Origin of the sequence: Martelella sp. NC20, assembly GCF_013459645.1 — a bacterium.
In the GTDB taxonomy this organism is placed as follows: domain Bacteria; phylum Pseudomonadota; class Alphaproteobacteria; order Rhizobiales; family Rhizobiaceae; genus Martelella.
Genome location: NZ_CP054861.1, coordinates 3,623,515 through 3,642,874 on the forward strand (window position 1 = coordinate 3,623,515; position 19,360 = coordinate 3,642,874).

The 19,360-nt window shown below is 62.9% G+C and carries 34 protein-coding genes and 1 tRNA gene; 10 read left to right on the forward strand and 25 right to left on the reverse strand.

Annotation, left to right across the window (positions count from 1 at the left end):
- Nucleotides 1–15: 15 nt before the first annotated feature.
- The 3 genes from HQ843_RS17245 to HQ843_RS17255 are packed head-to-tail and all read right to left on the reverse strand — an operon-like array spanning nt 16 to nt 2,062.
- Nucleotides 16–474, reverse strand: a complete 459-nt coding sequence (locus tag HQ843_RS17245) for a YaiI/YqxD family protein (RefSeq protein WP_180897164.1) — start codon at nt 472–474, stop codon at nt 16–18.
- Nucleotides 471–935 carry a GNAT family N-acetyltransferase gene (locus tag HQ843_RS17250; protein ID WP_180897163.1) on the reverse strand — a complete coding sequence of 155 codons (465 nt, stop codon included), beginning with the start codon at nt 933–935 and terminating at the stop codon, nt 471–473. Before HQ843_RS17250 ends, HQ843_RS17245 begins: the two co-directional genes overlap by 4 nt.
- A complete protein-coding gene (locus HQ843_RS17255; protein WP_180897162.1) occupies nt 935–2,062 on the reverse strand; it encodes an S-(hydroxymethyl)glutathione dehydrogenase/class III alcohol dehydrogenase in 1,128 nt (375 codons plus the stop codon). The genes HQ843_RS17250 and HQ843_RS17255 overlap by 1 nt, the downstream gene beginning before the upstream one ends.
- A 190-nt stretch (nt 2,063–2,252) precedes the next feature.
- Here HQ843_RS17255 and HQ843_RS17260 point away from each other — a divergent pair, with 190 nt between their 5' ends.
- Nucleotides 2,253–2,636 carry a helix-turn-helix domain-containing protein gene (locus HQ843_RS17260; protein ID WP_180897161.1) on the forward strand — a complete coding sequence of 128 codons (384 nt, stop codon included), beginning with the start codon at nt 2,253–2,255 and terminating at the stop codon, nt 2,634–2,636.
- A 5-nt stretch (nt 2,637–2,641) separates the two neighbouring features.
- Here the strand turns inward: HQ843_RS17260 and lipB are convergent, their stop codons facing one another.
- Entirely contained in the window at nt 2,642–3,358 is a 717-nt protein-coding gene (lipB, locus tag HQ843_RS17265; RefSeq protein ID WP_180897160.1) for a lipoyl(octanoyl) transferase LipB, read from the reverse strand.
- 195 nt (nt 3,359–3,553) lie between these two features.
- Here lipB and HQ843_RS17270 point away from each other — a divergent pair.
- Nucleotides 3,554–3,638, forward strand: a tRNA-Leu gene (locus HQ843_RS17270).
- A 54-nt stretch (nt 3,639–3,692) separates the two neighbouring features.
- Here the strand turns inward: HQ843_RS17270 and HQ843_RS17275 are convergent.
- From HQ843_RS17275 to HQ843_RS17375, 21 genes are all read right to left on the reverse strand, one after another.
- A complete protein-coding gene (locus tag HQ843_RS17275; protein ID WP_246710129.1) occupies nt 3,693–4,760 on the reverse strand; it encodes a tyrosine-type recombinase/integrase in 1,068 nt (355 codons plus the stop codon).
- A gap of 8 nt (nt 4,761–4,768) precedes the next feature.
- Nucleotides 4,769–4,966 (reverse strand): hypothetical protein, encoded by a 198-nt coding sequence (locus tag HQ843_RS17280; RefSeq protein ID WP_180897158.1) that lies wholly within the window; start codon nt 4,964–4,966, stop codon nt 4,769–4,771.
- A complete protein-coding gene (locus HQ843_RS17285; protein WP_180897157.1) occupies nt 4,966–5,508 on the reverse strand; it encodes a hypothetical protein in 543 nt (180 codons plus the stop codon). The genes HQ843_RS17280 and HQ843_RS17285 overlap by 1 nt, the downstream gene beginning before the upstream one ends.
- Before the next feature lie 15 nt (nt 5,509–5,523).
- Nucleotides 5,524–5,721: a hypothetical protein gene (locus tag HQ843_RS17290; protein WP_180897156.1), complete on the reverse strand. Its 198-nt coding sequence runs from the start codon at nt 5,719–5,721 to the stop codon at nt 5,524–5,526.
- Nucleotides 5,718–6,086, reverse strand: a complete 369-nt coding sequence (locus tag HQ843_RS17295) for a hypothetical protein (RefSeq protein WP_180897155.1) — start codon at nt 6,084–6,086, stop codon at nt 5,718–5,720. The genes HQ843_RS17290 and HQ843_RS17295 overlap by 4 nt, the downstream gene beginning before the upstream one ends.
- Nucleotides 6,087–6,275 (reverse strand): hypothetical protein, encoded by a 189-nt coding sequence (locus tag HQ843_RS17300; RefSeq protein ID WP_180897154.1) that lies wholly within the window; start codon nt 6,273–6,275, stop codon nt 6,087–6,089.
- Nucleotides 6,268–6,543, reverse strand: a complete 276-nt coding sequence (locus HQ843_RS17305; RefSeq protein WP_180897153.1) for a hypothetical protein — start codon at nt 6,541–6,543, stop codon at nt 6,268–6,270. The genes HQ843_RS17300 and HQ843_RS17305 overlap by 8 nt, the downstream gene beginning before the upstream one ends.
- Nucleotides 6,536–7,597, reverse strand: coding sequence for a hypothetical protein (locus tag HQ843_RS29475; RefSeq protein ID WP_246710130.1), 1,062 nt, complete (start codon nt 7,595–7,597; stop codon nt 6,536–6,538). Before HQ843_RS29475 ends, HQ843_RS17305 begins: the two co-directional genes overlap by 8 nt.
- A complete protein-coding gene (locus tag HQ843_RS17315; protein WP_180897152.1) occupies nt 7,594–7,848 on the reverse strand; it encodes a hypothetical protein in 255 nt (84 codons plus the stop codon). The genes HQ843_RS29475 and HQ843_RS17315 overlap by 4 nt, the downstream gene beginning before the upstream one ends.
- Entirely contained in the window at nt 7,845–8,165 is a 321-nt protein-coding gene (locus HQ843_RS17320) for a hypothetical protein (RefSeq protein WP_180897151.1), read from the reverse strand. Before HQ843_RS17320 ends, HQ843_RS17315 begins: the two co-directional genes overlap by 4 nt.
- Nucleotides 8,162–9,295 (reverse strand): phage Gp37/Gp68 family protein, encoded by a 1,134-nt coding sequence (locus tag HQ843_RS17325; protein WP_180897150.1) that lies wholly within the window; start codon nt 9,293–9,295, stop codon nt 8,162–8,164. Before HQ843_RS17325 ends, HQ843_RS17320 begins: the two co-directional genes overlap by 4 nt.
- Nucleotides 9,292–9,837, reverse strand: a complete 546-nt coding sequence (locus HQ843_RS17330; protein ID WP_180897149.1) for a phosphohydrolase — start codon at nt 9,835–9,837, stop codon at nt 9,292–9,294. The genes HQ843_RS17325 and HQ843_RS17330 overlap by 4 nt, the downstream gene beginning before the upstream one ends.
- Nucleotides 9,838–9,848: 11 nt before the next feature.
- The gene (locus HQ843_RS17335) at nt 9,849–10,214 is read right to left on the reverse strand and encodes a hypothetical protein (protein WP_180897148.1); all 366 of its coding nucleotides are present in this window, start codon (nt 10,212–10,214) and stop codon (nt 9,849–9,851) included.
- Nucleotides 10,211–10,456 (reverse strand): hypothetical protein, encoded by a 246-nt coding sequence (locus HQ843_RS17340; RefSeq protein WP_180897147.1) that lies wholly within the window; start codon nt 10,454–10,456, stop codon nt 10,211–10,213. The genes HQ843_RS17335 and HQ843_RS17340 overlap by 4 nt, the downstream gene beginning before the upstream one ends.
- Nucleotides 10,453–11,058: a hypothetical protein gene (locus HQ843_RS17345; protein WP_180897146.1), complete on the reverse strand. Its 606-nt coding sequence runs from the start codon at nt 11,056–11,058 to the stop codon at nt 10,453–10,455. Before HQ843_RS17345 ends, HQ843_RS17340 begins: the two co-directional genes overlap by 4 nt.
- The gene (locus tag HQ843_RS17350) at nt 11,055–11,381 is read right to left on the reverse strand and encodes a hypothetical protein (RefSeq protein WP_180903261.1); all 327 of its coding nucleotides are present in this window, start codon (nt 11,379–11,381) and stop codon (nt 11,055–11,057) included. The genes HQ843_RS17345 and HQ843_RS17350 overlap by 4 nt, the downstream gene beginning before the upstream one ends.
- Entirely contained in the window at nt 11,378–11,830 is a 453-nt protein-coding gene (locus HQ843_RS17355) for a hypothetical protein (protein ID WP_180897145.1), read from the reverse strand. Before HQ843_RS17355 ends, HQ843_RS17350 begins: the two co-directional genes overlap by 4 nt.
- A gap of 63 nt (nt 11,831–11,893) precedes the next feature.
- Nucleotides 11,894–12,193, reverse strand: coding sequence for a hypothetical protein (locus HQ843_RS17360; protein ID WP_180901970.1), 300 nt, complete (start codon nt 12,191–12,193; stop codon nt 11,894–11,896).
- A 66-nt stretch (nt 12,194–12,259) separates the two neighbouring features.
- Entirely contained in the window at nt 12,260–12,490 is a 231-nt protein-coding gene (locus HQ843_RS17365; protein WP_180901969.1) for an Acb2/Tad1 domain-containing protein, read from the reverse strand.
- 205 nt (nt 12,491–12,695) lie between these two features.
- The gene (locus HQ843_RS17370; protein WP_180901968.1) at nt 12,696–13,604 is read right to left on the reverse strand and encodes a hypothetical protein; all 909 of its coding nucleotides are present in this window, start codon (nt 13,602–13,604) and stop codon (nt 12,696–12,698) included.
- Between the two features lie 60 nt (nt 13,605–13,664).
- A complete protein-coding gene (locus tag HQ843_RS17375; RefSeq protein ID WP_180901967.1) occupies nt 13,665–14,348 on the reverse strand; it encodes an XRE family transcriptional regulator in 684 nt (227 codons plus the stop codon).
- A gap of 87 nt (nt 14,349–14,435) precedes the next feature.
- Between HQ843_RS17375 and HQ843_RS17380 the strand changes: the two genes are divergently transcribed.
- The 8 genes from HQ843_RS17380 to HQ843_RS17415 all read left to right on the forward strand — a co-directional run bounded on the left by HQ843_RS17380 (nt 14,436) and on the right by HQ843_RS17415 (nt 19,359).
- On the forward strand, nt 14,436–14,687 hold the full coding sequence (locus HQ843_RS17380; protein ID WP_180901966.1) for a hypothetical protein: 252 nt from the start codon (nt 14,436–14,438) through the stop codon (nt 14,685–14,687).
- On the forward strand, nt 14,684–14,884 hold the full coding sequence (locus tag HQ843_RS17385) for a hypothetical protein (RefSeq protein WP_180901965.1): 201 nt from the start codon (nt 14,684–14,686) through the stop codon (nt 14,882–14,884). The genes HQ843_RS17380 and HQ843_RS17385 overlap by 4 nt, the downstream gene beginning before the upstream one ends.
- Before the next feature lie 369 nt (nt 14,885–15,253).
- Nucleotides 15,254–15,766, forward strand: a complete 513-nt coding sequence (locus HQ843_RS17390) for a hypothetical protein (protein WP_180901964.1) — start codon at nt 15,254–15,256, stop codon at nt 15,764–15,766.
- The gene (locus HQ843_RS17395) at nt 15,756–15,995 is read left to right on the forward strand and encodes a hypothetical protein (protein ID WP_180901963.1); all 240 of its coding nucleotides are present in this window, start codon (nt 15,756–15,758) and stop codon (nt 15,993–15,995) included. The genes HQ843_RS17390 and HQ843_RS17395 overlap by 11 nt, the downstream gene beginning before the upstream one ends.
- A complete protein-coding gene (locus tag HQ843_RS17400; protein WP_180901962.1) occupies nt 15,992–16,327 on the forward strand; it encodes a hypothetical protein in 336 nt (111 codons plus the stop codon). Before HQ843_RS17395 ends, HQ843_RS17400 begins: the two co-directional genes overlap by 4 nt.
- Before the next feature lie 79 nt (nt 16,328–16,406).
- Nucleotides 16,407–17,336, forward strand: coding sequence for a DUF2303 family protein (locus tag HQ843_RS17405; protein ID WP_180901961.1), 930 nt, complete (start codon nt 16,407–16,409; stop codon nt 17,334–17,336).
- A gap of 68 nt (nt 17,337–17,404) precedes the next feature.
- A complete protein-coding gene (locus HQ843_RS17410; RefSeq protein WP_180901960.1) occupies nt 17,405–18,010 on the forward strand; it encodes a GcrA family cell cycle regulator in 606 nt (201 codons plus the stop codon).
- The gene (locus tag HQ843_RS17415; RefSeq protein ID WP_180901959.1) at nt 18,007–19,359 is read left to right on the forward strand and encodes a DNA-methyltransferase; all 1,353 of its coding nucleotides are present in this window, start codon (nt 18,007–18,009) and stop codon (nt 19,357–19,359) included. The genes HQ843_RS17410 and HQ843_RS17415 overlap by 4 nt, the downstream gene beginning before the upstream one ends.
- The last annotated feature ends 1 nt before the right edge of the window (nt 19,360 follow it).

The window sequence follows — 19,360 nt, forward strand, 5'->3', positions numbered from 1 at the left end:
CGATTCCTTCGTCATTCAATCGGCGGGTTTTGTCACTGATTTCGCCTTGCGGCACAGCTGCTCCATGGTCTGCAGAAAGGCCGATCGGTCGCGGGGCGAGAACGGGGCGTTATAGCCCTTGCTCTCGCCGCTCTCGCGCAGATGCTGGCCGAGATCGCGCATGGCGCGGGCCATGCCGATATTGCCCTCGTCGAAAACCCGGCCGGTCGGACCTGTGACAAGCGCGCCGCCGAGAACGCAGCGCTCGGCAAGCGGAACATCGGCCGTTATCACGATATCGCCGAGGCCGGCCCGCTCGGCGATCCAGTCATCGGCGGCATCAAACGCGCCGGAGACGATGACATTGGTGATCATCGGATCGCGCGACGGGCGAAGGCCGGTATTGGCGACCAGGGTGACCGGCAGGCCGTGGCGCTCGGCCACCTTGATGATCTCCGGTTTCACCGGACAGGCATCGGCATCGACATAGATCATGAGGCGATGCTTTCGGCGGCGCGGACCATGTCCACATGCGGAATGCCGTCTTCGAGATATTCCGCCGACGTCACGCTGAAGCCGAGACTGCCATAGAAGCGCTGGAGATGCGCCTGTGCGGAAATCGCGATATCGGCGCTGGGCGAGAGCTTGCCGCAGGCGGCAATCGCCTCCCGCATCACGCGCTCGCCAAGCCGCCGGCCGCGAAAGCCGGGAGCGACCACGACACGGCCGATGCGGGCTTCAGGCGCGGTTTCGCCGGCCGCGAAAATGCGGGCATAGGCGGCAAGCCGGCCCTCGTCCAGAAGGCGCAGATGCAGCGCCTGCGGATCCTTGCCGTCGAGTTCGGGATAGGGGCAGGCCTGCTCGACCACGAATACCTCGATCCGCAGCCTGAAGACGTCATGCAACTCGCCCGCCGTCAGCGCGTCGAGGCGGGCGATATCGACGGTAAATGTCATCAGTAGACGACAACCGAACGGATGCTCTCGCCGCTGTGCATCATGTCGAAACCCTTGTTGATGTCCTCGAGCTTCAGGAGATGGGTGATCATCGGGTCGATCTCGATCTTGCCGTCCATGTACCAGTCGACGATTTTTGGCACATCGGTGCGCCCGCGCGCGCCGCCGAATGCGGTGCCCATCCAGGTGCGGCCGGTGACGAGCTGGAACGGGCGGGTGGCAATTTCCTGGCCCGCGCCGGCAACCCCGATGACCACCGATTTGCCCCAGCCGCGATGGGCGCTTTCCAGCGCCTGGCGCATGACGGTGGTGTTGCCGGTGCAGTCGAAGGTGTAATCGGCGCCGCCGATCGTATCCGCCCCGCGCTTCGTCAGGTTGACGAGATAGGGCACGATCTCCTCGCCGATCTCCTTGGGATTGACGAAATGGGTCATGCCGAAGCGCTCGCCCCATTCCTTCTTGTCGTTGTTAAGGTCCACGCCGATGATCATGTCCGCGCCGGCGAGCCGCAGGCCCTGGATGACGTTGAGGCCGATGCCGCCGAGACCGAAGACGATCGCGGTCGCGCCGATTTCCACCTTGGCCGTATTGATCACCGCGCCGACGCCGGTCGTCACGCCGCAGCCGATATAGCAGACCTTGTCGAATGGTGCGTCCGGATGGATTTTCGCCAGCGCGATTTCCGGCAGGACGGTGAAATTGGCGAAGGTCGAGCAGCCCATATAATGGTAGAGCGGCTTGCCATCGAGCGAGAAGCGCGATGTGCCGTCCGGCATCAGGCCCTGGCCCTGGGTCGCGCGGATCGCGGTGCAGAGGTTGGTCTTGCGCGACAGGCAGGATGGGCATTCGCGGCATTCCGGCGTATAGAGCGGGATAACGTGATCGCCCTTCTTCACCGAGGTCACGCCCGGGCCGACATCGACCACCACGCCCGCGCCCTCATGGCCGAGGATCGCCGGAAAAATGCCCTCCGGATCGGCGCCGGACAGCGTGAAATCGTCGGTGTGGCAGATACCGGTCGCCTTGACCTCGATCAGAACCTCGCCCGCCTTCGGGCCTTCAAGCTGGACATTCATGATTTCCAGCGGTTTTCCCGCTTCAACAGCCACTGCCGCGCGTACATCCATCGGTGCTACTCCCGCATCGTATTGTTTTCCGGTGGAGTTTCGCATGCGCGCTCCATCATCGGCAAGTATGCAAGCGACCAATTTAAGTGGATTTGCGGAAAGCTTCCGGTTTGGCTGGCGATTTTGGCCAGGATTGTCTATGAAGGGGGAAGACTGGGCGAACCGGCGATGTTCACGGGAAGGAAGCGCGATGGACGAGGAATTCTACGCCGACGACACGCTGGGCGGCCGCCTGCTTGCCGCCCGCGAAAGCGCCGGCCTCAGCCTCGACGCCGCGGCCGAGCGGCTCGGCGTCACGCCCTTGACGCTCAGGAACTGGGAATGCGATCGCTGCGAACCCACCGTCGAACGTCTGGTGCGGATGGCCGATATTCTCGGCGTGCGGCCGTTCTGGCTGATTTCCGGCGACTGGGAACAGGACTGCGCCGAAACCGAGCGTAATCTCACCGACATGGTGATGGGGATCAACCGGGTCGGCAAAACCTGCCGCCGCGGCTCCGACAGTGATGCCGGAGGCGCTGTATCGCTCACCCGCGCGGTTGCTCTCGCGGCCGGCAACAGGACGTTGCAGTAGCGGCTTCAGCTCTCGGACGCCGTCTGTCCGAACACATCCTCGAAGGCTTTGCGCAGCGCGACGTCGACGTCGGCCATGGTCACCGGCAGGCCGAGGTCGACCAGACTGGTGACGCCGTAGCCTGAAATGCCGCAGGGCACGATCCCGCCGAAATGATCGAGTTCCGGCTCGACATTGATCGACAGTCCGTGAAAGCTCACCCAGCGCCGCAGCCTGATGCCGATCGCGGCGATCTTGTCTTCGGCCATCGAGCCATCCGGCAGCGGCGGGCGCTCGGGCCGCCTGACCCAGACGCCGACCCGGTCCTCGCGCCGCTCGCCGCGCACATTCATCGAGCCAAGTGTGTGAATGATGGTTTCCTCGATCGCCGCGACAAAGGCGCGCACATCGCGGCGGCGGCGCTTCAGGTCGAGCATCAGATAGGCGACCCGCTGGCCGGGACCGTGATAGGTATATTCCCCGCCGCGGCCGGCGTCATAGACGGGAAACCGGTCGGCAATCAGCAGGTCGCCCGCATTGGCGCTGGTGCCGGCGGTATAGAGCGGCGGGTGCTCGACCAGCCAGACGAGTTCATCCGCCTCTCCGGCCGCGATCAGGTCCACTTCGCGCTCCATTTCGGCAAGCGCTTGCGGATATTCCGTCAGTCCCTCGCTTACCCGCCAGCGCACCGGCGGCGTGCCGGGCTCGGGGTGCATCAGGGTCTCGATTTCGCTTCTTTGCATGTCGGCATCCTTCGGCCTTTTCCTCGCAGATTTGGGGCCGAACGGCAAGCGGCGCAAGGCCGGCCCAAGCGGGCGGGCCGGGCGGTTTCACAGTTCGCGTGTAGAAATGAAAAAAAAGCAGTCATGGACGCTTGTGTGGCGAGTTCGCTTTTGCTAAATGCTGCGGCGCCGGCACAAACCGGCATCTACCACGATGCGGTCGTGGCGGAATTGGTAGACGCGCAGCGTTGAGGTCGCTGTGGGGCAACCCGTGGAAGTTCGAGTCTTCTCGACCGCACCATTCTTGAAATAAAATCAATTAAAATCAATGTGTTACGTTGTGTTGTGCCCCACGTCAGAGCCATGTGTGGGGCACTGTGAGGCGGTTCATGGCGTCTGAGGCGAGTTTCCAGCGTTCTACGCGGCGGGTGTAGACCTCGCTGGTCTTGGCTTCGGAATGGCCGAGAATCGACATCAGGGCGTATTGGCTGACGCCGAGTTCGGCCAGCAGCTCCGACAGGCCCTTGCGGACGCCGTGCGCCGACAGATGCGGCAGGCCGGCGTCCGCGCACCAGCGCTTGACCATCGCCGACATGCTGTCCGCGCTGGAAAACGGCTTGCCGCCCCGGCCGAGCACATAGGTCGCGCCCTGCACCGTGGCCGCGCGCGTGGCCTGTTTCAGCGGCGCCAGCAGCGGGATCATCACCTCAGACGATCCCTTTTTCGGCGGCGTCCAGCGCAGCGCCTCATAGCCATCGATGACGCATTCATGGCCGCGCCCCAGGATCGTCAGATCCTCGACGCGGCAACCGGTCCACAGCAGGACCGACAGGGCGATATGCGCTTTCGAACCCTTTTTGTGATGGGCAAAATAGCGATCGAGATCGGCGCGCTTCCAGGGCGTGGCGCCAGGTCCCTTGACATAGACCTTGTCGATGCCCCTGGCCGGGTTGTGGCCGATCAGCTTGCGCTTGATTGCCCAGTCATACATGACCGCGACCGCCTCGACGAAGGCATGCGCCTGCGCCGGCGTTGCCGCCATTGCATCCTGCATGGCGATCAGGCGCTCCTGCGGGATCAGCATCACCTTGTCCGGGGTGGCGAGCAGGCGGGCCAGCAGGTTCTTCTTTTTCTTCAACGTTTTCGGGCTGGCCGTGCCGGCCTCGATGCGCTTTTGCAAATGTTCGAGGTAGAGATTGACCAGCCATGCGATCGACCGCGGCTTGGCATAGTCCGACGCCTGGCGTAGCGGTTCCGGCTTTTCGCCGCGGCGGGCGGCCAGATATTGCCGATGAAAATCCTCATCATCCGGCCCGCAGGACAGCGTGATCTTGACCGTGCGCCGGCCTTCCGGCCGCACCCGCCAGCGGATAGCGCCGGAGGGCAGAACCTCGCGCATCAACCCCTTCATGTGGATTTTCATGTCGACCCCTACCATTGTTCGAGGCCTTCATCCTTGGCCGGCGGGGCCTTGCGCTCAACGCCGGCAAAGTGGATTTCATATTGTCCACCGGTAATGCACAGCCTTTCCACCGCAAGCCCTTCGGCGCGGGCGGCGCGCAGCGCCTTGCGCAGGGCGGCCTCGCTGGCGCGGGTCTGGCGGGCGGGCGGTGCTGCCGTCTGTGCCATCAGCTTCTCCGCCATGCGTCGAAGGACCGGACCATATCGCGCCAGCGGGCGGCGGCGGCGGGGTCGGTGTTGAGGTTCTTGCGGCTTTTGATCGCCAGCACGGATTTGACTCTGGTGGCGGTCTTGTCGGCGTCGGTCGGCAGGCGCAGATCATGGCATTCGGAAAGGTAGCGCTGGAACAGCGGCTCGGCGCATTTGATGGCGCATTCGGCGGCGTAATCCTTGGCGCCGGGGGCAGCGGCGTTTGCGGCGCGGGCGGCGAGCGCATCGCGCTCCTTTCTGGTGGCAATGAGATGGCGGCCGGTGGCCCCAAGCAGCGCCAGCAGATCGGTGATGATGTCGATATGTCGCAGCAGCAGCGCGCGGTTTGCCGGCGGGCAGGCGTGGGGGATGATGGCGATCGCCTCGGCCTCGTCCATCGTGGTGATCATCAAATGGTGGCCGTCCGCATCCGCATAGACCTCCTCGATCCGCACCGCGCCGGCAACAAGGGCGTGGTAGGATGCGAGACGGTCGGCGGATGGCGGGCGGGGCTGGTTCATGAAAACGCGAACTCCTTAGTTTCTGATCGGGCGCGGACGCTGATCGGGAAGGCGCATCATGGTGAGGATGTAGTCGACGCCCTCGAGGTCGACGACCACCGCCGAAGTCTTGCTGTCAATCCGCAGAATCTCGGCAGGTAATTGTTGCTCCCCGTCATCCCAGAGCTTTTTCGCAAGCTTCAAAGCCGCGTCTTTGTCATTCCATTCTGTCATCGATCATCCCTTGGAGCGCGACGGCCCGCATTCAGGCGCGCGGCCAGATGGTGGAATTCAAAGGACTGGCGGTCGTAATGCTGCTCCAGTCCACGCAGCGAGCGAGCAAGCGTCTTATCGCGGCTGCATCCTCGCCATCTCGCCTTCGTGCCATATCCAGCCGATGTCGCTTGATATTCAACGCGCTCGTCGCTCTCGCGACGGATGACCTGCAGCGTTGATATCCGGTTGAAGCCGCTGGACTGAATTCCTGTCGCTTCCATGCGGATATCTGAGTTCGTCTTGTGGACCGTCCACTTGTAGCCGGGCATTATGCTGATCAGCTCCTTGCGGAAATCGGCAGAGGTGAAAGGTTTCTTGGTCATCTAGATTGCCTCCGGGTCGAATTCGTCAGGTGCGCCGCAGTTGCGGCAGTTGCTATCCTCGATGTCTTTCTCGAACGCGTCCCATTCGTCCTCGCTGTCGAAATGGAAATCAGGCTTCAGGCAGTCGCCGCAGAAATCGCACCAGAAACCGTGATCGTTGCGGGTCCACCATCGAATGCGGTCAGACATTGGAGGTCTCTTCGGCCGCAGCCAGTTCACCCTTCACCTTCTGAACGGCGTCAATGAAAACCAGAGCAGCTTTTGCCAGTTCAACCTGCTGGCGCAGGCCGTCGCTGTGTATCGCGCGCATGTACATGGTCGGATCGGTGATATGCATGTAGCTGTGCATTGACCGTTCTGCCTCAACCAGCGCGACAAGGTGGTCGGTTTGCGGCGTCAGGATCTGCGCGGCGAAGCCGATAGCGTCCATTGCCATCTTGTGCGGGAGGTTATCCATTGCTGTCATCCCCGCTTGGCCATGCCTGCGGCAGTGCGGAGCCTGTCGGCTTGGCGGCTTGCTTGGCGCGGATTATCTCGACCATGGTCCAGACGCGGGCGAGTTCGGTTTCGCCGGCGTCGTGCATGTCGAGGCCGTAGGCGAGGCAGAAGGCGGCGAGCGTGACCATGACGCCGCCGACTTCCTGCGCGGGCTCGCCCTTCGGCTTGGACCATGTGTAATCCATCAGCGATTTTATGCGCTCGCGCGGATAATCGACCGCCTGAAGCAGTTCCAGCACCTCCTCGATCAGGCGGTCGCCGCGCTCCAGCCGGTCGGCGCTGATCTTCGGGCCAAAGCAGGCTTGCATCCATGGGTCGACGCGCGGCTGGAATGGCGCCGGCCCGAAATCCTTGAGCGCAAAGCCGCGCACTTCCTGCCGGGCGTAGTCATAGGCGTCGAGGATCCATTGCGGTTCCTTGTGCCATGAGGTGGCGGTGAATTTCACGGCGATCGGGCGGAGGTTGCGGATCGCGGTTTCGCCGCGCCAGTTGGTGTAGGGCATGGTGAGCGGCGGTTCGGGCAGGCGGTCGAGCCGGGCCGATCCCTCCTCGATGACCACGCGGAAGGTGGTGGTTTCGCCGAAAAAGGCGACTGATATGTCAATCTCGTAAGGCGGTGTCCAGCAGTCGGGGTCGTTCTCCATCTGACAACGAATGACATCCTCGATCGAGGTCATGGCTGTGTCGTGGTCGAAGTCGACATAGAAGTAATTGGCATCATCCGGATAGCTGAAGCTTGTTTCCCATGACATATCCGCGCGCACGGAAAGCTTGCCGCTGCCATAATCGCGGAAGCTGCAAAACCGGATCAGGTCGCCATGGGTAACGGGCTTTTCCCATGTTTCTTCCATCTCGGCGGCGACCAGCGACCATGAGCCCGAAACATGGCAAAGGAAATCGTTCGGGTCTGCATGCGGTTCGGGGCATGCCTCATCGACCCAATCGTCGGGAACGTATCTGGTGACGTGGTCGGTGTCGTCTTGGGGCACGGGAAAAAGGGTTTTGTCGGTCATAGCAATCGGTCCTGTCTGGTGATGTCGCCGGCGCGGCGGCGGGCGCATGCGGGGCAGTGGTGTTGCCACTGGCCGGCGGTTTTGCGGATGATCCAGCCGGCGCGTCTGGCTGCTGCGGCCAGGCGCTGGCGGGCGAGGCGGTGATCATGGTTGGATGCGTTGGCGGGCAGGGGCTCGGCCAGCGCGTGGTCGGTGATGGCGCAGGCATTGCAGGTGATGCGCAGCGCGCCGGCGGAGGGGGCGATGGTCATGGCGCGGCCTCGTCGCTTTCGAGCGCAGCGATGCGATCATGGGCATGGGCGGCGCGGGCGCATGCGACAAAGATCGCGCTGTGTTCCACCTCTAGAAACACGGGGGAGGAACCGGCCGCCGCCCGATAGCCCTTGTCCGAGCGATCATAGTCCAGCCGGTCCGGAAAGAGCCCATGAAACCGTTTCAGATCGATTGCTGCTTGCGCGTCTGATATGTCGAAGGCGAAGCACAGATGCTTCCGCCGGAGCGGGAACTCACCGGCTTCGATGAATGCATCGATCCAGATCAGCCGCATTGTCTGAAAGCGCGTGGTCATGGCCGCAGCTCCGGAAAGGCGTCATGCAACACGCCGTCGAGCAGGCGGCCGGCGGCTTTCTTGCCGATGCGCGTCATGTGGCGCCCGGGTGTTTCGGGTGGAAGGTCGTCGATGGTGAAACGACGACCATCAGCTGTCAGAAGGCAATCCGATGCCTGGTCGAACATTTCTGTGGCTTCGATGCTATCGGTGTAGCAGGTCAGATGATTGCCATCATCGTCGCGCGCATCGCTCGCGACCTCCCACCATTCGCCCCATTGCTTAAAATTGAACGGCACCTCGGCGGCGGCGCACTGGTCGCGCAGGCTGCGCACCCAGTCCGGGTGCATTGGGCGGGCGTTCGGGCCGCTCTCGCCGCCGGCGACGATCCAGTCGAGCTTTGGACCGTAATCGAAATCCGGGCCATCGGGATACATTCTCGCATCCAGCCCCTGCAACCAATCCCACATGTTCTGTTTGTCAGCAGATGTACCTGAAAGCCGCAAGCCGCCCAGCAACGGCTCTGCCGAGATCCAGCGCAGGGCGGCGGGGGTTGCGAGCAGCACCGGTATGCGCTGGTCGGCGCGGGTCTGGTCCTCGACGCTGACGCCGAGCCAGATGTTTGGGAGCGGCCATGTGGAAAGGTGTGCCATGTCACCTTCAATCAGGCAGCCTTCACCCACCTTCGAATTGTGATCGAGAAAATGCGACATCAGTGTAATGTGCAGGGCCTCAAGTGCCACAGGGTGAGAGCGGGCCGGGCGCAGATAATCCCGCATCCGCTCCGGCCGTTTGGTCAGCACCTGAAACGTGTGCCGCGGGCTAAGCGCCATGACGGCGAAAATGCGGTCGAGCTGCTCGTCGGTCACGCCATCGGCGAACAGATCGCCATGGGCGGCGACGAAGATGTGGCGGGGGCGTTTCCATGCGAGCGGCTGGGTCAGCCATTGCTGGTTGAACCGCACCTCGCCGGTCCAGACCGGGCCGGCTTTTGTTTCCCGGGTGAGGCCCTTGCGGCTTTCGTGGTGCTTCAGACGGGTACCTGCCAGCCTCATGGCATAGCAATTGGTGCAGCCGGGCGAGACCACGGAACAGCCGGTGACGATGTTCCAGGTGGCGTCGGTCCATTCGATTTTTGTGTTGTCGCTCATGACCATGCTTTCGCCATGAGAAATTTGAACTCTTCCATGAAATAGTGGGTAGCTTCGGGCGGGGCCATGAAGACAATGCGAATCCCAAGCGGCGGCTCGGGCAGGTGCCATTCCGCCGGCTCCGGGCCCATCAGTGCGGCCTTTTCATCGGCGAGGATGGCATTGTCGACGCGCTTGACCGCGGCTGGCATTTCGGGCGGCAGGTCGAAGCGTTCGCAGATGGCGCGCATGACGCGGTCCTCCGCCTCGCGGTATCCTGTGAGATAGGGTTTTACCGGGCGGGGCACATCGACCAGGTAGGCCTCGCTGGCGTCGTGAAGCAGGCCCCATAGTCGCAATTCCGGCGGCAACTGGCTGGACACCAGAATGGAATGTTCTGCGACCGAATAGAAGCGCCGGCAATGGCCGGCATAGCGGCACTGGTGCGAAAGCGCATGGGCGATATCCTCGATCGCCACGTCTTCAGGGCGCGGGTCCATCGGCCAGAACTGGCGTCCGGTATAGGTCTGCATCCAATCGCCCTTGCGGGTTTCATTGGTCATGGCGTGTTCCTTCAAAGTGAGAGAAACGCCTCCAGCCGCCACCAGAACAGCGCGGTGACGGCGAGGATGGCGAGATAGAGGGTGAAGGCGGGGGCGTGGCGGGCGAGCGCGAAGAAGGCGCGCGCCGCGCGGCCGCGCAGGGTCGGGCCGTGGCGCAATTGCGCATAGGCCTCGCGCCGGTGGCCGTGTCCGCAGCAGGCGTTCTTCACGGCCGGAAGCCTGCCGAGGCAGGCGTCATGGCCTTCTGGCGTGTCGTGTTGCCCGCAATGGCCGCAGGGGCGGGTTCGCCAGGTGGCGGCCGTGGGCGCGCCGGTATCGGCATAGCGCCATATGCCGGCGCTGAGGGTGATCTTGTGGCCGCGCAGGTGGTTGGTCATGTCGCACCGCCCTTGCGGCTGGCATGGTGCGCCAGACGCTGTTCGATGCCGGGGGCAAGGCCCTCGTTGAGCATGGCCGCTGCCTTTCCGGCGTCGCCGTCCATCACCGCCAGCAGCACCGTTGCCACGGCGTGTTCCAGCGTCACCATGATCGCGCCCATTTCGCGCGGCGGGACGCGGCCATCGAAAATGGATTTTGCCGCCGCGAGCGCGCGCTTGCCGTCAGCGGAAGGTGTGGTCATGCGTCACCGCCTTTCGCAAGCAGCGCCGCGAATTTTTCGGCGTCGACGATGATCACCTTTGAAAAATCTGGATACCAGGTCGTGGCGGTCTGCTTTTCATTCCAGTCTGCGAGGAAGGTGGCGAGGCCCTTTTCGTCAATGACCTGGCTACGGGCGTCTTCGTGCATTTCCTCTGTGGCGTGCTCAAGGATGGTTTCCACATCAAGGGCGAGGGGGGTCGGCGTGCAGGGGTGGCAATAAACCGGATCGGCGTATTCCAGAAACGCATCCACGCATGAGGAATAACCGTCGCCCCAGTCGCCGTCGTGATCAGGGGTGTAAACCGCATCGTTATATGCTGCGGCGGGGATGACCTCTGCGGCGCGCAGCGTCTCGATGGTTTTCTGGCGCGTGGCTTCATTCCGGCAGTCGGCGCATTTCGACCAATAGGGATCAAGCGGGTTGCCGCAGTCGCACAGTCGGGGCTGGCAGCATTGTTCCGCCTTTGTGAGAGCGGCGGTGTCGCCGCCATCACGCTTGGGCGAATATACAAGGCCGCATTCGCCGCAAGCGAACAGGACGGGCTTTTCTTCGCCTATGAAGGCAAGTGGTTTCACGTTCATGCGTCACCGCCTTTCTGTGCAATGAGCCGCTGCCGCCGCGTCTCGCGATCTGGAGCATTCTGGCAGGGGCAATAGTCATCGGCCCCGCGGCAGTTGCAGCGGCTGGCTTGCGCCTTCATTTCTTCAAGGCTCAGACATGCCGCCTCGCCTTCGCCGGTCAGGCGTTGTCTGGCGTGGTCGGGGAGGGGGCGGAGGGCGGCGGTGAAATCGCCGCGTATCCATGCGCGGATCGAGCCGCGCAGCAGGGCCTCGCTGGGGACTTCCTGAAACAGGGCGGTGACATAGGCTTCCATGGTGCAGGGGCGGCCGTCGGGCGCGGTCATAGCCATGCCTCGCGAACCTGCAGCGCCGCGATGATGGCGAGGCCGGCGAGGGTGATGATCCAGAACAGCTGCCAGCCCGTGGGGCGCTTCTCGATGGCGTCCGCGATCTCTGCCAAGCGCCACTTGATAAGCTTCAGGTCATCACTGATGTTGACCCAATCGTCGGAGGGCGCGGGCGGATCGGGGGCGAGCCACGCTCCTTTGTAATAGCGGCTGGCATCGTTCGCATGCCCGCCGCTGGGGCCGGCTGAGGGCGGTTGCGCTGGTTTCTCGACCCGTTCAAGTTCGCCGGCATGAAATGCCTCGAACCTGACGCAACGCAATATGCCTTTCCCCTCCTCTATCCTGACAAGATAGGGGTTGGTTTTACTGTGATCGATATCCCAGATCGTGCCGCTCTCGCCGGTCAGGCGGATGCGGACTTCATTGAGTTTTTCGAATTCAGACATTGCGGTTCTCCCGTCTTCCGTTCGGGATGCCGGCGCGGTGCGCGCGCCGGACACCGGAGCGGATCAAAAAGGCCGTTCGTCGTCTTGCTGTTCGAGCTGCGGGCGGTAATCGACGGGGCGGATCGGGCGCGGGTCGATATGGCTGTAATTGGCGCGGTCGCGGGCGATCTCCTCGGTGCATGGCCGGATCGAGTAGATCGACGACACGCCGTAGAATTCCGTGACGAAATCATCGTCCGAGACCGGTATGTCGACCTGCAGCATGATGCCGCCGGCAAGCTCGATCTCCCTGGCGCGGCCGGGCCTTGTGCGATGGCCCATAAGCTCGACGATCGCCCAGCCGATTTCCTTCAGTTCCTGCATCGTTTGGTTTCCTTCTTCCGTTCGGGATGCCGGCTCGCGGGGAGCCGGACACCGGAGCGGAAGGGGTTATGCGGTGACGTGCTTGACGCCCCACATGACGGCTTCTTCGATCTTGGTTTTGGCCAGCGACAGTTCGCGGCTGGTGCCGATGCGATCCAGCATCTCGACAAACTCGAGGCCGCGATCCTTGATGTCTTGCATCTGAGCTTTCTCGTCGATGCTCAAAACGCGATAGGCGTGGCGCATGACATTGTTGACCGTGCGGTCGTCGCTCGTTGCATTTACAGTTTCGGGCATTGCTCTTCCTTCCCTGTTGGTTGCCGCCGCCGGGTGGGGTGGTCGGTTCCGGCGGCGGCGGGGTGTCAGGCGGGGCCTGATGAGGGGAGGAGATTAATGCGGATGATAATCCGCGTCAATAGATGATGAGGATAATAATCCGCATGAAGTGCGAGGAGCGTGGTCGAACTTCGGCGTCTACTGCTCGCCGAAGGCTCTGCGGGAGTCAGTCAAGGGGCTTGATAAGAGCGGTAATTGCTCGACCATCGGGGCCGTAGAGATAGTCGCCGGAGTGGCAGGTTGCCTCTTCCCGGTTCGACTTATGGTAGGCAATTTGGTTTTCTGTCGCTGTCAGCAGGTCGCTGAAGTCAGGGGTGCCGATATTCATATCGATCTGCCACCTGGCCGCCAGGGATGACAGTGTTTGCAAGTCAAGTTCTTCGCTTTGGCATATGTGCGCGATAGCGCGGGCGTTAGCGATATGCTCAATGGCCGTTCGCCTATCCGTCGGTGGCGAAAGAAGCGTCCCCGCCGCTTCCAGATTTGCGTCCAGCTCGCGCTTATAAGCTTCCCAGTCGATAGTCTTCGGCTTGCGATCTTCTGCCGTCAGTTCTGGCAACGGTTCCGGAATGGATTCTTCGGTCAAACAAAAGGATATCATCGCGCGGGCGGCTGCGGTCGAGCCATTCACCGGAAATTGCGTGGTTTCGATGACTTCGGATATTTTCAGATAAAGCGCCGAGCGCGCCTCGACCAGATCATCAAGAAATCGCCGTGCGCTTTCGCCTTCCATGCCTGCGTCGACGCCGAGATTGCCATTGGCGAGCGTTATGGCGTTGCCGAGTTCTATATGGCTTTCAAAGTCGTCGACCTGCAGGTGTTCGCTGAGGCTATAGGTCGGAAGATTGTAGTCCAGGGATGACAGGGGCAGGGCGAGCCGTATGGTGAGATAGTCGCTCGCCTCGTCGCAAATCAGGAACAGTCCGGATTCTGATCCGTCGACGAAACTCATGATCATGCGGTTCTGGTCGGCAAAAGGATCGTCAACGCGTTCAGCGCTCCAACGCATATAATCAGCGCCGGCGCCTGTTGCCGACAGGCCAAAGACAACAAGACAAAAACCAAAACGCCGCATGCCGTCCTCCGTGCAGGATGTTGCAACGGCAGTTTATGCCGCAGTCGGGGCTAACGCAATTCAGGCGCCGAACATCTCGTTTGTGCTTAGGACCTTGTGGCGGGCCTTGACGTATTTTTTCGGGATGGTGATCGTGAGGCCATTGCTGCCTTCCCTGGTGTGTTTGTGGAGGCGGATGAACTCCGCGTCTTCGGCCTCCAGGATCCCGAGAGTTCTTTGCGGCCCTGTTCCGTGGTCGGTAATAACCACGACGCAATCATTGAGGCGCGGCGGTCGCGCCGGATTCAAGAATATCAGGTCGCCCGAGAAAAACTGTGGTTCCATTGACGCGCCGTCGACGTAAAGCGCGTATATGCCGGAGATAGAGGCGAGCGCGGGCGGCGGCGGAACTGTGCCGATCGTCCCCGTGTCCTGTGATGGTGCGCCTTGCGAATATGACGCTGATACTGTTCCCTTGATCGTGATTTCTCGCGAGGAGCGCTGGACGGCTGCCATCTGCGGAGGTGAGGCAGGTTGTGTGGGTGGCGGCTCACCGTCACCGTTTCCAGTCATCAGCCAATCCCGGCTGACGTTGAAGAATGAACTTAGTCCTTCAAGCGTCTTGACGGATGGCTGTTGGTTTGTGCCGTCCAGCAGCTTGCGCAAGGTGGCGCGGTCGACGCCGGCGGCCTTGCTGGCGGCGCTCACGCTCATTCCCTTGTTGTCAATCAGCCCCTTAAGGCGCTCTGCAAAGGTCTTGCTCATGTGCGGAATTTTATCCGCAAAGATAGCCAGATAACAGCGGGATCAAAATCCCTTGACAGTGCGGATTGAAATCCGCATTGTACGGCCATGACAACACTACGTGAAAATCTTGTGCTGGTCGGCGATGTGTTCTGCGCCGCGAAGGGCATTGGCCGCAAGCGGCTTTCCACGCTCGTTCTCAACCGCGGCAGCACGCTGGACCGGCTGGCCAGCGGCGACAGCGACGTGACCACGGGCACGTATGAGCGCGCGATGATCTGGTTTTCCGACCATTGGCCCGAAGGTGCGGACTGGCCGGAGGGGATCGAGCGTCCGGTTGCCGAGGAGGCCGCGCCATGACGCGCGCAACGCTTGCCGCCGGCATGGCCGGGGTTTTCGGCGCGGTTGTCGCCGCGCGGCTGGAGCTGATGCATCCGCTTTTCGGGCTTTTTGCGGGCATGTGTTGCGCGCTGGTTTTGATCTTGTGGGCGGAAGGCGACGGCCTGGCGGCGGAAGACTTCGCCAATGATCTCAAGGATGAATGGGAGGGCTATTGATGGGCCTTTCCGGGTTTTATTCAGGTTCCCCCGGCGCGCGGGGTTTTGCGTTTCTTGACCGCGCGCCAACTGCCTCGCCCCTGGCCGCAGGTACTGCGTTGGCCGGGGCGGGGCTTTTTCGTTTGCATCCCGCCGCCGGTTTCCTTGGGCGGCGGGCTGGGCGGCAAGTGTTTTCCTCCTCCCGCATTTGCCGTTCTTCGCGGCGGGCCATGATCCTCCTCCCCATGGCCTGCCGCGCTTTTCATCGGTTCGCATCATTTTTCGTCCCCTTGATCGGTTTCCGCAAGGCTTAGCGCTTCGCGCCTGAAACCGGAACGGGAAAGGCGGGGCGTGTTTCCCGCAATGCAATATCAACGGAGGCCAAGCGCCATGCAGGATGCAGAACGACTTTATTGCCTGAAATCCGCCCAGCGCGACCTGATCGCGCTGGCGCGCGGCATTCAGGCCGCAGCCGAAATCAGCGGCTATTCCAAGAGCGAGGTCGGGCGCTGGCACAACCGCTCCGACCCGACGCTGATGCCGCTTGCCGCCGTGATGCGGCTGGAGGCGGAAACCGGACAGCCGATCATGACGGCGGCGCTGGCGGCGCTTGTCGGCCGCGAACTGACCTTGGCGGATGAGGCGGCGGCGGGCGGGGCGGCCATCAGATCGCTGTTTTCCGCGCGGGCGGCGCTTGCCGAGAAGGAGGCGAATTTCACCCGCGCCTATACCGGGGCATGGTCGGACCTTTCGTTCACCCCGGCCGAAATCAACCAGTGCAGGGATGAGCTTTCCGATCTGATCCGCAGCGCCCAGACGATGCAGAACGAGCTTGCCGTTGCCGCCGCCGGCGGCGGCATGCGCGCCGAGCTGAGCGTGGTTGGAGGCGGCAATGACCACTGACCTTTCCCCGCGCCCCGATTGCCCGCTTGGCGATGGCTGCGGCTATGGCTTCTGCCGCGAATGCCACTGGGGCGAGCTTTCCGGCCTGGCGCATGTGTGCGGCCGGGCGGTGGCGGAGCGGGCAGAAGAGGAGCGCTGCGACCGCGCGGCGATGATGGCGCTTGAGGGCGCGTTCGGCTGGCGCTCGCCAGAACAGTTTGTCAACGAAAACCGAAAGGAAAAGGCATGAAACAGGTGCGTGACATTGCAACGCTGCTCGGCGCGCTCGAGAACGGCGATCTGAACACCGATATTTCCGACAAAATGCGCGAGGCGCTGGGCGAGCTGATGGAGCTTTCCAACAACAGCCCGAACAGGGAATTCAAGGGAAATCTCACCATCAAGCTCGCTCTGGCGGTCAAGGATGGCGCGGTGACGATCGACCCCAGCTTTACCACCAAAACGCCGGAACGCCCCCGCCGGACGGATTTCTTCTGGCTGACGGATGACGGCGCGCTTTCGACCGAGCATCCGCGCCAGTCGGACATGTTTTCCGGCCCGCGCGAGGTGAATTCGAACTGATCGCAACCCTCCTTGGATGCGCATGAAATCAGAACCTTAACAGGGCTTTTTGCCCGTTTTTTCGAGAAAGGAAATTCCCATGAAAGACGATGAAATCGCCGCCGGCGGCGCGGTCGACATCAGCCAGCTGAAGGCGCTGGCCGACAAGGCGGGCACCGAGGTTGTACAAGTCGAGCTCTACGAAGAGGGCTGGGGGTTGCCTGCCAGCATTCCCGTGTTGCTGGACCGCACAAGCGGCACGACCCGCGACCTGCGGCCGCTGTTCGAGGCCTGGCGGTTTGTGCCGGAGCGCCGCAGCGGCACGGCGCGGGCGCTGACGCTGGATAGCTTTATCGAGCTGACCAACCGCCACAAACTGCCGCCAAGCGCGATCTTTGCCGACAGCGACTGGCGGGCACCGAGCCTGACCGCCGTGATCGATTATCACGAAGCCAGTGCGGCCGGCGGGGCGGCGGATAATTGCAAGCACCGGATCCACTATGATTTTCCGCTGTCGGAGGAATGGAAGGCCTGGATTGCCCAGGACGGCCAGCCGATGGGGCAGGGCGATTTTGCCCAATGGATCGAGGATCATATCACCGAGCTTGCCGCGCCCGACGCCGCCGATAGCGAAGAGATTCTGAAGACGTTCGGCTTCAAGGCGGCGTTTCCGAACGAATTGCAGATGCTTTCACGCGGGCTGCAGGTGCATGCCGAAACGCTGGTGAAAAGCAATGTGACGCTGCAATCGGGCGAGGGTGAAATCACCTTCGCCGAGGAGCATCGCGACGCCAGCGGCAACAAGCTTGCCGTGCCCGGCATGTTCCTGCTGTCGATTTCGCCGTTCTTCATGGGCGAGCGGGCGCGCATTCCGGTGCGGCTGCGCTACCGGGTGCGCGGCGGGGCGATTACCTGGTCGTTCCACATCTACCGCCCCGATGTGCACATCACCGAACAGTTGCGGCGCGACATGGAGGCGGCGGCAACCGCCTGCGAACTGCCGGTCTATGAGGGCGCGCCCGAGGCCTGATGCGCCGTTCCGCTCCGGTGTCCCGCCCGTTTTCCGGGCGGGCATCCCGAACGGAACGGAGGCAGGCCATGAACTGGACGGACGAAAACCATGCGAAGGCCAAGGCGCTTTGGGCGCAAGGCTTCAGCCCGAAGGAAATCTGCGACCGGCTTTCATGCGCGATCGTGACCTTTCGCCGGCGGCGGCAGGCGTTTCCCGGTGATTTTCCGGCGCGCGGCGGCGCTGGTTCGCCGATCAGCGATGCGGAGATGGCGGTGGCCGCGAAGGCCTGGGCCGCGGGCGAAAGCTGCGAGGCGATCGGCGCGCGGCTTGGCCGTAGCCGCAACGCAATCGCGGCGCTGGCGAACAAGAACCGGGCGCTGTTTCCCGCGCGCGGCGAAAAGCGTTCAAAGGGGCGGGGCTCGGCCCGGCTTGCGGCCGTCGGCATCAACGCCGCGCCGGCGGACGTGAAAGCGCCGAGGCATGATTACGACTTTTCCGCCATGCGGCTGGCCGATGTGCCTGCCGTGCCCTTTGCAGAGGCGATCGTTTCCGGCGGATGCCGGTTTCCGGTGGGTGATGCTGCCGCGCCCGACGGGGAGGATATGCCGTGTTGCGGGGCCGTGACGCTGCGCGGGCAGGCCTGGTGCGCGGCGCATTACCGGGTGGTGTACCAGCCGGTGAGGGCGGCATGAGCGGCGGCGAAAAGATCACGGAATTTCTCGACGGGCGGGTGCGGCTTTATGCCGGCGATTGCATCGACCAGTTGAACCGGATGGAGCCCGACAGCGTGGATTGCGTGGTGACCTCGCCGCCCTATTGGGGCCTGCGCGATTACGGCGTGGACGGCCAGATCGGGCTGGAGCCGACGCTTGCCGAACACCTCGATGTGATGGTGGCCGTGTTCGAGGCGGTGCGCCGGGTGCTGAAGCCCACGGGCACGCTGTGGCTGAACTATGGCGATTGCTATGCTACCGCGCCGAACGGACGGAGCGCCGCCGATACCAAAACCGCCGGCACGGATGACCGGACGTTTCGCGACAAGCCGTTTTCGACGGTCGGGCCTGTTTACAAGCCAATAGAAAACCCGCGTGGCGAATTTGTCGCCGCAGATCGGCAGGCCCGTCGGGAGAACGCCGGACGGATAGGCGCCGGCGGATACCTGAAACCCAAAGACCTGTGCATGATCCCGAACCGGCTGGCGATCGCGCTGCAGGATGCCGGGTGGTGGGTGCGTTCGGAAATCATCTGGGGCAAGAGCAATCCGATGCCGGACAGTTCCGGCGCTTATCGTCCCTCGACTGCGCATGAGAAGATTTTCCTGCTGACCAAAAGCGCGGACGGCGATGTCTGGCGGGCGCGCGACACCGGCGAGATTTCATTCTTTCCAGACCTTTCGAAAACCTGCGCACTGGTGACCGATGCCGCCCGCAGCGCCGCGCGCTGGTCGCGGATCGGGGCGTATTACGATGCCGGGACGGTGCGGATGAATGCCTCGCCCGCGTCCATACAGCGATGGGGTCAGGATATCGACGCTCAACAGGGCTCTGCGCGAGCCAATGGCGGCAGAAAAACCAATGGCGCGATGAAAGCGGTCGGCGGCTCGCGCCATCGGCGGGGCCGCGAACAGGGCAAGGTGATCGAGGTCACGCCGCGCCATCAGGGCCATGTCAATCATACCGGGCTCGACGAACTCGGGCGGGGCGAGGGGCGCTATCTGCGCAATTACGAACCCGCGCAGGTGACTGTCTGGCAGATGGCTACGCAGGCGTTCAAAGAGGCGCATTTCGCAACCTTTCCGCCGGAGCTGGCCGAACGCTGCATTCTGGCCGGATGCCCCAAGGGCGGGCTGGTGCTTGATCCCTTCGGCGGGGCCGGCACCACCGCGCTGGTGGCGCTGCGCCATGGCCGCAAGGCAAGCCTGATCGAACTCAATCCCGACTATGCGGCGATCGCGCGCCGACGCATCGAGGCCGACTGGCGCGTGGTGCGCCGCCTGCCGGAAAAGCCTGACGCGCAACCGCTGGCGCTTTTTGGAGGATAGA